Source organism: Clostridium sp. K13, assembly GCF_019734195.1.
In the GTDB taxonomy this organism is placed as follows: Bacteria; Bacillota; Clostridia; order Clostridiales; family Clostridiaceae; genus Clostridium.
The window spans coordinates 1-11,987 of sequence record NZ_JAASHM010000021.1 but is presented as its reverse complement, the minus strand read 5'-3'; the positions used below and the strand labels follow the sequence as shown (position 1 = coordinate 11,987).

8 protein-coding genes are annotated in these 11,987 nt (G+C 28.8%); all 8 read left to right on the top strand.

All coding sequences use genetic code 11. The features are described 5' to 3' along the window. Window positions 1-152: 152 nt before the first annotated feature. A complete protein-coding gene (locus tag HCG76_RS12095) occupies window positions 153-986 on the top strand; it encodes a M15 family metallopeptidase (RefSeq protein WP_221701204.1) in 834 nt (277 codons plus the stop codon). Window positions 987-1,070: 84 nt separating this feature from the next. Next, on the top strand, window positions 1,071-1,766 hold the full coding sequence (locus HCG76_RS12090) for a DUF6241 domain-containing protein (RefSeq protein WP_221701203.1): 696 nt from the start codon (window positions 1,071-1,073) through the stop codon (window positions 1,764-1,766). 258 nt (window positions 1,767-2,024) lie between these two features. Beyond that, window positions 2,025-3,377 (top strand): glucose-6-phosphate isomerase, encoded by a 1,353-nt coding sequence (locus HCG76_RS12085; protein ID WP_221701202.1) that lies wholly within the window; start codon window positions 2,025-2,027, stop codon window positions 3,375-3,377. A gap of 214 nt (window positions 3,378-3,591) precedes the next feature. Then, entirely contained in the window at window positions 3,592-4,035 is a 444-nt protein-coding gene (locus HCG76_RS12080; protein ID WP_221701201.1) for a YaiI/YqxD family protein, read from the top strand. 152 nt (window positions 4,036-4,187) lie between these two features. After that, window positions 4,188-6,200 carry a triple tyrosine motif-containing protein gene (locus tag HCG76_RS12075; protein ID WP_221701200.1) on the top strand — a complete coding sequence of 671 codons (2,013 nt, stop codon included), beginning with the start codon at window positions 4,188-4,190 and terminating at the stop codon, window positions 6,198-6,200. Window positions 6,201-6,335: 135 nt separating this feature from the next. Next, on the top strand, window positions 6,336-7,052 hold the full coding sequence (locus tag HCG76_RS12070; protein WP_221701199.1) for a pseudouridine synthase: 717 nt from the start codon (window positions 6,336-6,338) through the stop codon (window positions 7,050-7,052). A 429-nt stretch (window positions 7,053-7,481) separates the two neighbouring features. Further along, window positions 7,482-9,812, top strand: coding sequence for a DNA helicase PcrA (gene pcrA, locus HCG76_RS12065; RefSeq protein ID WP_221701198.1), 2,331 nt, complete (start codon window positions 7,482-7,484; stop codon window positions 9,810-9,812). 90 nt (window positions 9,813-9,902) lie between these two features. Further along, window positions 9,903-11,888, top strand: a complete 1,986-nt coding sequence (ligA, locus tag HCG76_RS12060; protein WP_221701197.1) for an NAD-dependent DNA ligase LigA — start codon at window positions 9,903-9,905, stop codon at window positions 11,886-11,888. Window positions 11,889-11,987 lie beyond the last annotated feature (99 nt).

The following is an 11,987-nucleotide window of genomic DNA, read 5'->3' as shown; positions in this document are numbered from 1 at the left end:
ATGTTTATATAGATAAATACTTAAATAAGTATTAATATAATAATATATGTATACAAAGTAAGTCATACTATATATTTATTATTTATTATTTATTATTTATTATTTATTATTTATATAGGTAGACTTGTATATATGATTGTAAGGAGGGTGAAATGAAACTTAAAATAGACAAAAGAATTCAAATAGTAATAGTTTTAATACTTTTAGGTACTAGTATTTATTTAGTAATGCCTAAGGATAATGTAGATAAAAATGAAGAAATAAGCAATGTTGAGATAAATAAAAATGAAATGAATTTAGCAAGTAGAGGTGCTAAAAGTTTAGAATATAATGAAATGGAAAATGACTATAATGAAATAGAGCGTTTAGATAGCATATTAAATAACCCATATCTTATTTTAATTAATAAAGAGAATAAATTAGATGAAAATTATGTTCCTAATAATTTAAAAGTATCGGAGGCGAAGTTTTTAGATTATGTTCAAGATAATAATCTAGAAAGTAAAACATCTGATGCAGCAAAAAAAATGTTTGAGGATGCAGCAAAGGATGGAATTTCATTAGTTGGAGTATCTGGATATAGAAGTTATGATATTCAAAAGGGATTATATAATACTAGAATTGAGCAAAAGGGAGAAGCTAGAACAAAGGCATATACGGCAGAACCTGGTGCTTCTGAACATCAGAGTGGACTAGCTTTAGATATTTTATGTGATGATTATCAAACATTAGATGAAGGATTTGAAAATACAGATGCATTTAGATGGCTTACCAATAATTGTTATAAATATGGCTTTATATTAAGATATTTAAAAGGTAAAGAAGATATAACGGGGTATAATTATGAGCCGTGGCATTTTAGATATATAGGAAATGAAGAAATAGCAGAAGATATAATGAATAGAGGATTAGCTTTTGAGGAATATATAAATGAGATAAGAAATAAAATTAAAGTTTTAAAAGATAAAACTAATATAAAAAATTAGAAAAATCATGCTTTTAATAACCATAAATGTAATTATATGGTATAATTATTATACAACTAGCTGTAAAATAGGAGGGGTACATTTATGGGGAAAAGCGTTAAAGAGCGATTAACTGAAACTATTAAACGTGATAAGAGAGAAATTGATGAAGAGGGTAATAAAATGGTAGAAAAAGAGGAGAAAGAAACAAATGTAGAGGATTTTATGAATGAAAAAATTAAAGAAATGATAGAAGATAAAGAAGATATGGATGAGGAAGAGTTTGAAGATGAGTTTGATGATAAGTCCTCAAATGGGAAGAAAATAGTGGTAATTCTTTTAGTATTAATAATATCACTTTCCACAATATTAGTATTGTGGAGTAATGGATATGAAATTGTTAATTTTGCATTTAATAAAGTAAATGAAATTAGTGAAGAAAAAGAAGTTGAAGAGAATAAAGAAATTGTTGAAAATGAAAATACGACAGCAACACCGGTTGATTTAAATGAATGTTATCAAAGGGTTCATTATATGGCTAATACTATAATAGTAGCAGAAGATGGAAATATATGGGGAGAAAGTGAAATGAGTAGAGATGCAGTTACTCAGCTTATTAACGATTTGAAGGATCAAGATGATTATCTTTCAAGTGAATTAGAAAAATGGTTAGAATTAGATTTTTCAAATGGAGTGGAAGTTCATAACTATGTATGGAGCAAATTAGGAGGAACTATTGGTAAGGCTAAAGATTTAAATCAAGAAAAAGTTCAAAGAGCAATTGAGATAATGAGTGAATAATTTATAAAAGCAAATACTCATAATAGTGATATGCAATAAAACACTATAAAACGACTTTTTTATTTGTATTTTTTGTATGAATTTACAAAAATCTATGGTGTGTTAGTAATTTATAAAATTAATATTGAAAGTAATTAAATAATTAGAATATAATTGATGTAAAATAATCAATTATATTATTGTTAAATTTGTTAATATAAGAAAAATTATGATATAATAAGGATTGTTAAAAATCCCACATTATTTGGAGGTAAGAAAATGAGAAATGGTTTAAGTTTAGATTTATCAAAAGTTCAACCATATGCATCTTTATGTGAATTAGACAAGATGGAAGGTATGGTTAAGTGGGCTCATGAAACAGTTCATGAAAAAACTGGAGCAGGAAGTGACTTTTTAGGATGGTTAGATTTACCTGTAAATTATGATAAAGAAGAGTTTGGAAGAATAAAGGCTGCAGCTGAAAAAATAAAATCAAATTCTGATGTTTTAATAGTTATCGGAATTGGGGGTTCTTATTTAGGTGCAAGAGCTGCTATAGAGATGTTAACAAATAACTTCTATAACATGTTACCAAATAACAAGAGAAAGACTCCAAAGGTGTTCTTCGTTGGAAATAACATAAGTTCAACATATATTACAGATTTATTTGAAGCTATTGAAGGATTAGATGTTTCAGTTAATGTTATATCTAAATCTGGTACAACTACAGAACCAGCTATAGCTTTCAGAATGTTCAAAGACTTCATGGAAAAGAAGTATGGGGTTGATGGAGCAAAGGAAAGAATATTTGCAACTACTGATAAAGAAAGAGGAGCATTAAAAGGATTAGCTGATACTATGGGTTATGAAACATTCGTAGTTCCTGATGATGTTGGTGGAAGATTCTCAGTTTTAACAGCTGTTGGTTTATTACCAATTGCAGTTGCTGGAATAAGCATTGATGAAATGATGGAAGGTGCAGCTGATGCTAGAGAAAAATACTCTAATCCATCATTAAAAGAAAATGATTGTTATCAATATGCAGCTATGAGAAATGCATTATATAACAAAGGTAAAAATGTAGAAGTTTTAGTTAACTATGAACCATCATTACACTATTTCAATGAATGGTGGAAACAATTATATGGAGAATCAGAAGGTAAGGATCAAAAGGGTATATTCCCTGCAGCTGTTGACTTCTCAACAGACTTACACTCAATGGGACAATTCATTCAAGATGGTAGCAGAATAATGTTTGAAACAGTTCTTAATGTAGAAAAGGCTACTAAAGAGCTTACTATAGAAGAAGTAGAAGGAAATGTTGATGGATTAAACTTCTTAGCTGGTAAAACAGTTGACTTTGTTAACAAACAAGCGTTTAACGGAACATTATTAGCTCACTGTGACGGTGGAGTTCCTAACATGATTTTAAATATTCCAGAAGTATCACCATACTACTTCGGACAATTAGTTTACTTCTTTGAAAAGGCTTGTGCAATTAGTGGATACTTATTAGGTGTTAATCCATTTGACCAACCAGGTGTTGAAGCATACAAGAAAAACATGTTTGCTTTACTTGGTAAGCCAGGATTTGAAGAATTAAAAGCTGAGTTAGAAGCAAGATTAAAATAGTTAAAGAGTTAAAAAGTTAAAGAGTTAATTAAAAAACTCCTTAGGGAATTTTTTATAATTTTTTAGTAGTGAAAAGTATTTCTTTTACGGAGGATTATTTTTATATAATCTTAAAAATGTATAAGAAATACTTTTTTACTTATTACTAATAGTAGTTATAGTTTTAAAGATATAAAGTGTGTCTATATATTTAAATTTAAGGGAGTAATGAGATATGAAGATTATTGTTGATGGAGATGGATGTCCTGGAGTACCTCTTATTGAGAAAATAGCTAAAGAGTATCGGTTAGAGCTTATAATTTATTGTGATATACATCATTTTATTACAGTTAATTATGGGGAAGTTAGAGTTGTAGATAGTGGTTTTCAGAGTGTAGATATGAAGGTAGTTAATGAATGTAATAGTGGTGATATCATAATTTCGCAGGATTATGGAGTTGCAGCTATTTGCTTAGGAAAAAAGGCTAGAGTAATTAGCCCTAAAGGATATATTTATACAAATAAGAATATAGACTCAATGTTAGAACAAAGACATTTATCTCAGAAGATAAGAAAGGGTGGAGGAAAAACTCCAAATGCTAAAAAAAGAACTATAGAAGATGATAATAGATTACAAAAAAATTTATTATATTTAATAAAAGATAAAAATATAGAATAAGCTGTAGAAATATATCTATAGTTTGTTCTTTTTTTTATATCTATTAGACAAATTTCAGTTTTTATTTTAAAACTAAAATAGTATAATTTAAATAGGAAATTATGTAAAGAAATGGAACTAAATATATAGGATATGGTGAGGTGGAGAGAAATATGAAAGAGGTTTTAATTGATTTTGACAATAAAAGCCCTGCTGATTTAAATAAAAATATAAATATTGCAGCATTTTTAAGCGAAAATGATGAAGTTGAATATAAATTTATGGAGGGAATTGAAGGTATATGGAAGCCTATACAAGACTTTTCAAAAAGCAATATTTGTACTTGGAAGCCTACTAAACCAGGAAAATATATGATAATGGTTCAGGGTAAATCAAATAACTGTAAAAATGCATATGACTATCTTGGTAGATCGGAGTATGAAATAGTAGAAAATTCAAATATAATAAATAAAGTTAAAATAGATAAAAATAAAATAAGTATTGGAGAGAAATTACCAATTAAGGTTATATCTAACGAAGAGCTTGTATTGTATAGATTTTGGATAAATGGTGAAAAGGATTGGGAAGTTTTACGGGATTATAGCACTGAAAATGAATTTGTTTTTACAGCTACAAAATCAGGTAATATCGAAATATTAATAGAAACTAAGAGAGTTGATTCAGAAAGAAATGTTGATGATTTTACCACTGTAAAATTTGAAGTTACAGAATTAGAAAAGGTTGAAATAACTAATTTTGTTTGCTTGACTCAAAATATGCTAATTAACGAAGAGTTGATTTTTAAGGTAGAAGCTAATTATGAAAAAAGTAGACCATTATTATACAAATTTTTAAAAGTTAATAAAGAGGGAAAAGTTGTATGTATTCAGGATTTTTCTTCAAAGAGTATAGTTACTTTTAAAGAGAAAATTGCAGGTGAATATAAGCTTCTATGTCAAGTAAGAGATATGTTTTCAACAAAATCATTTGATGATAGAGCTGTTATTATTTATAATGTAAATCCATATAATGATATTAAAATTAGATCATTTAAGAGTGATATAAAATCTCCACAAGCATCAGGAACTGAAATTAATTTAGTGTCATTGGTAGATGGTGGAAGAGAGCTATTATATAGATATATTATAGAGGGACCTGTTTCAGAAGATAGTGGTTATATAAGAAGAAATGAATGCATATGGGAACCAAGGGAAGAGGGAAAATACAAGATAACTCTCAAGGTTAAGGATATATCATTTAGTGGAGATCATGAAGATATGGCATCTATTCAATATGAGATTTATAATAAGGGTGAAAAGCCGGTTAGAATAGTAGATATTAAATGTGATAAAGGAAGAAGATGTATTATTAATGAACCTGTAAATATTAAAGTAAAAACAGAAGGTGGTATTAAACCTTTATATAAATTTACAATATATAAAAATGGTATTGAAAAAGAAAGATTAGAATATGGAACAAATAATTGGGTTAATTTTATACCAACAGAACCAGGAGAGTATGAAGTTGATATTAAGGTTAAGGATGAATTCTCATCAAAGACTTATGATGCTTCTACATCATTATTTATTCAAGCAAAAGATTATGTAGCTGCAGATATAGATTATATTTTATTAAGTAGTAAAGAAACGTATTTAGTTGGAGACATAATTAATATTGAGACAATAGTTAAAAATACAAAATATGTTTTAACCAAATTTGTTACAAAAATAAATGGATATGAAGTAGAAAGTACAGGATTTATAGGAGAAAAATCAATAAAAATAAAGCCAAAATGTCCTGGGAAATATACTTTTACAATATATGCTAAAAATATTAAGTCTACAGAAGAGTATGATAGTAAGAAGGAAGTTTCTATTTATGTTCATGAGGTTGTTTCAGTAAATTCAACTAAATTACAATTATCTTCTAACAGTTTAAAAATAGGTGAAGAAATAACATTTGAAGCTATATCTAAAGGTGGAAAAGAAGTTTGTTATGAGTTTTATATAATGATAAATGGAGAATGGATTTTAGCCCAAGGGTATAGCAGAAAAAATTATTATACATTTATACCATTTAAAGCTGGAGAGTATAGAGTATTAGTTTTAGATAAAAGTTTTCATAAAGATGTTCCTTATGAGGATTACGATACTATTGAGTTTGAAGTTAGTGACTGTGAAATTTAAGCTTTTTAATATAATTGCTTAGTAGTAATTATATTTTATTTAATAGTAGTTTTATTAATACACATTAACTATTTTATTGCATTTGAGGAATATTAATAATAGAATAAGCTATATAAAAGTTTTACGAGGTGTTTTATGGAAAGACTAGATAAAGTACTATCTAATTTAGGATATGGTACAAGAAAAGAACTTAAGAAAATCTGTAGAAGTGGACTAGTAGAAGTTAACGGAGAAATGGCTAAGGATAGTGGAATGCAAGTAGATCCAGAAAAAGATAAAATAGTTATTAATGGTGAAGAAATATTTTACAGAGAATTTATTTATTTAATGATGAATAAACCAGATGGAGTAGTGTCTGCAACTTATGATAATAGAGATGAAACTGTAATTGATTTATTAGAAGTTGAGCATCAAGTTTTTGAACCATTCCCAGTAGGTAGATTAGATAAGGATACAGTAGGATTATTATTATTAACAAATGATGGAGAATTAAATCATAGATTAATATCACCAAAGTGGAAAGTAGATAAAGTTTATTATGCTAAGATAGATAAGAAGGTAACAGAAGATGATGTTGAGAAATTTAAAGCTGGGATTACATTAGATGATGGATACCTTTGTAAAGAAGCTAAATTGGAAATATTAAATGCAACTGATGATGGCTCTGAAGTTATGATTACTATTCAGGAAGGAAAGTTCCATCAAGTTAAAAGAATGTTTGAAGCTGTAGGAAAGAAGGTTGTGTATTTAAAGAGAACAGAGTTCGGTACACTACCTTTAGATGAAGATTTAGAAGAAGGCGAATATAGGGAGCTTACGGATGAGGAATTAGCTACATTAAAGAACTTTTAACGAAAGAAAACAAAATATGATAGAAAAACATTCATATATATAAAAAATAGCAAGATATTTATCAAAAATACCTTGCAATATAAAATTTTCTTTACTATAATATTAATGCAAGGATAAATAAAAGGAATTAAATAGCCCCCTTTTTATTTATTGCTTATTGCTGAAGCGCAACCTGGCCCCAAGGGTTGCGTTTTTTTGCGTCCCAAAAAATAAAGTTAGTAAATGGTTTCATTGGCGTGTTTACTAGAGTAAATAAAATAGTAGTAATTAAAGCTTATTTTTTTAGATAATAGTATAGATAATGGTTTTTTTAAATTTAATTAATTATGGTAATAATATATACTAACTATGTTATAATAAATTTTATATAGATTGTATGTTCGATTAAAGGATATATTTTAGTTTTAAAAATGAAGGGAGGATGTTCTTTTGGATTTAAAATCTTTACTTAATAAAGAACAGTATGAAGGTGCAGTAACTGTAGAAGGACCTGTGCTTATTTTAGCGGGAGCAGGTTCAGGAAAAACTAGAGTTTTGACCCATAGAATGGCTCATATGATAGAAGATCTAAATATTTTTCCTTATAAGATATTAGCAATAACATTTACTAATAAAGCAGCTAAAGAGATGCAAGAAAGAGTGCATACTCTTATAGGGGATAAGGCTAATGATATGTGGATATCAACATTCCACTCAACTTGTGTAAGGATATTAAGAAGAGAAATTGAAAAGCTTGGATATAAGAAGAATTTTACTATATATGATGGTACAGATCAAAAGACACTTATAAAAGAGTGTATAAAGATTCTTAATATAAATGATAAAGAAATAACAGAACAAGAAATAATGGGTAAGATAAGTAAGGCAAAGGATAATATGCAAAGTGCAGATTCTTATTATAGAGAGCATGAATCTAATTTTAGGGAAAAGAAGATTGCGGAAGTTTATACAATGTATCAAAAGAGACTAAAAGAAAATAATGCTTTAGATTTTGATGATTTAATTTGTAAAACAGTAGAATTATTTAAGAAAGATCCTGAAACTTTAGAGTTTTATCAAAGAAAATTCCAATATATTATGGTAGATGAATATCAAGATACAAATGGGGCTCAATATGAACTAGTAACATTACTTGCAGCTAAACATAGAAATATTTGTGTGGTGGGGGATGATGATCAGTGCATATACGAGTGGCGTGGTGCTGATATAAAGAATATTCTTGGGTTTGAAAAAGATTATCCTGAAGCTAAAGTTATAAAGTTAGAGCAAAATTATCGTTCAAAAGGAAATATATTAAATGCTGCAAATGTAGTTATAGTTAATAACTCAACAAGAAAGAGCAAGGTTTTAAGAACGGAACAAGAGGCAGGTAGTAAAATAAAAATATATAGAGCATATTCGGATGGTGATGAAGGTACATTCGTAGCTAATCAAATTGAAAAGATAAAGAAAGAGCAAAATAAACAGTATAAGGATTTTGCCATACTTTACAGAACAAATGCTCAATCACGTATATTTGAAGAAAGCTTAAGAAGAGCTGCTATAGCATATAAAATTGTGGGTGGAACTAAGTTCTATGATAGAAAAGAAATCAAGGATATGCTAAGTTATTTAAAGGTTCTTGTTAATCCTTCAGATAGTATTGCTTTAAGAAGAATAATAAATGTGCCTAAGAGAGGTATAGGAGATGCTACTATACAAAAAGTTTTAGACTTTGCTGAAAGCTATGAGCTACCTTTATGGGATGCATTATCAGAAGTTAGAACCATTCCAACTTTAACGGCTAGAAACTGTGCAGGAATTGAAAAGTTCATGGAACTTATGGAAAATCTAATGATGCTTTCAGAAACTGTACCGGTATCACATTTAATTGAAACTATATTAGAAGATACAGGTTATATTAAAGAGCTTGAAGCTTCAAAACAAATTGAGGATAAGAGTAGAATAGAAAACTTAAAGGAATTAGTATCGGATGCAGTTGATTTTGAAAAAAATTATGAAAAAGAAAAGGCTGCTAGTTCTAGTGATTTTGATATAAATAAAACACAATTAGAAGCGTATTTAGAAAAAGTATCTCTTGTTCAAGATACAGATAAACTTGAAGATGAAGAAGATGAAAATGGAACTGTTGTTTTAATGACTATTCATAGTGCAAAGGGATTGGAATTCCCAGTAGTATTTATGGTTGGTATGGAAAATGGTATATTCCCAGGGCAATCTTCATTTAATAGTGATTCTGAAATGGAGGAATCTAGAAGACTTTGCTATGTTGGTATAACAAGAGCAAAAGAAACTTTATTTATGACATCTGCTGAAGTAAGAAGAGTATTTGGTAGAACTGTTGCATATCCACAATCAGACTTTATCTCAGAAATTAAATCTGATCTTAGAGAATATGTAACTATGACAGGAGAAAATAAAGATGTAACATCAGCTTCGGGGTCAGGAACGGTAAATGGTAGATTTAAACCATCTTATAGTAATCCTCATAGTTTAAGAAGTAATTATGGAACATTTGAAAATAGAAATTTTGGAGTAAGCAATAATTCAAAGGTAGCTACTTCAAATTCTGGAGGTCCAAAAGTTACAATAACGGCAAATGAAGTTACTGTAGGAAGAAAAGTTAAGCATGATAAATTTGGTGAAGGAACAATAGTTTCAATAGCTGATGTAAATGGAGATAAGAAATTAACAATAGCATTTAACCAACAAGGAGTAAAAATGCTAATGTTATCAATGGCAAAATTAGAGCTTTTATAAACATTCTTTTAATTATTTATAGGATAAAGTCAGGTTAATTTGATTTTATCCTATAAATCTTAATTTGTTATTTAAGAAAGGGTGATTTCAATGGATAAGAAAGTACGTATAGAGGAATTAGTTGAACTTTTAAATAGATATGCATATGAATACTATTCTTTAGATAATCCATCAGTATCAGATAAGGAATATGATATTAAATATGATGAATTAAAGTCGTTAGAAGAAGAAACAGGATATGTGTTACCTTATTCACCAACACAAAGAGTTGGAGATATAGTTCTTAAGGGGTTCAATAAGTATACTCATAAAGCTAGACTTTGGAGTTTAGATAAAGCACAGAGCTTTGAAGAGATAGAGGATTGGCATAATAGAAATATTAAGTTTGTAAATGAAATGAATAATAGAGGTGAAAATTTACCTGATCTTAGATATGTTATAACAAAAAAATTTGATGGGTTAACTATTAATTTAACATATAATGAAGATGGAATTCTTCAAACAGCAGCAACTAGAGGTAATGGTGAAACTGGAGAAGAAGTAACGGCTCAAGTTAAGACAATAAAAGAAATCCCATTAAGGACTTCAAGAGGAGATTTATTTGAAGTTCATGGTGAAGCTATAATGACTGTTGAAGCCTTTGAAAAGTATAATGCAACGTCAGAGACACCACTTAAAAATTTAAGAAATGGTGCGGCTGGGGCCTTAAGAAATTTAAATGTTAGAGAAACTGCTAGAAGGGGGCTTTCAGCATTCTTTTATGATGTAGGTTATAAAGATGGACAAAACTTTAAAAGCTATGAAGAAATGCTTGAGTTTATAAAAGAAAAAGGCTTACCTATGGATGATTATATAAGGTATGCAACTACTTTAGAAGAAGTTAAAAAATACATAAATGAAATTAAGGATATGAGATTTGATTTAAATTATGATATTGATGGAGTAGTTATTGCTATAGATGATATAAGAACTAGAGAACTTTTAGGATATACTGTTAAATTCCCAAAATGGGCTATTGCATTTAAGTTTGAAGCTCAAGAGGCTACAACTACTCTTTTAGATGTTGAATGGAATGTAGGTAGAAGCGGTAGGGTTGGACCTACAGCAATACTTGAACCAGTTGAACTTGCTGGGGTTACAGTAAAGAGAGCTACACTTAATAATATGGATGATATTAAAAGAAAAGGTGTAATGATAGGCTCAGAAGTATTTATCAGAAGATCTAATGATGTTATTCCAGAGATTATGGGAGTTGTTGAGTCAAGCTTAGAAAATGCTACTGAAATTAAGGTTCCAGAAACTTGTCCAGCTTGTGGAAGTCATTTAGTTTTAGATGGAGCACATTATTTCTGTGAAAATACATTATCTTGCAAACCACAAATGGTAAAAAGCATAGTTCATTTTGCTTGTAGAGATGCTATGAATATTGAAGGATTTTCAGAAAAAACTGCAGAGCAATTATTTGAAAAGCTTGATATAAGATCAATTGCAGATTTATATAAGTTAAATTATGAGGAGTTATTGACTTTAGATAAGTTTGGGCCAAAGAAGGCTCAAAACCTATTAGACGCAGTTGAAAGAAGCAAAAATCCAGAGCTATATAGATTTATTTATGCTTTAGGAATACCTAATGTAGGTGTTAAAACAGCCAAGGATTTAGTTAATAAGTTTAAATCTATTGAAGGATTAAAGAATGCCACATTTGACGAATTAGTATCTGTTCAAGATGTTGGTGATATAGTAGCTAAATGTGTTTTAGAGTTTTTCCATGAGGAAAAAGTATTAAATACTATAGAAGAATTATTAAGTTTAGGAGTAAGTCCTATATTTGAAGAGAAAGTAATAATTGAAAGCTCATTTAATGGGAAAACAGTAGTAGTTACAGGAACCTTACAAAAGTATTCTAGGGGCGAAATTAAAGCTAAATTAGAATCACTAGGTGCAAAGGTATCTGGTAGTGTAAGTAAAAAAACTGACTATGTCATAGCAGGGGAAGAAGCAGGTTCTAAGCTTACAAAAGCTCAGGATTTAGGCGTTACTGTACTATCAGAGGAAGAGTTTGAAAAAATGATTTAAAAAAAGCAGTTGCAAATCAAAAATTGATATGCTCCCTTTATAGTAGACAGTTAAAATAATAAAACTGTCATTACTATAGAGGGAGCAATTTTTATGGGA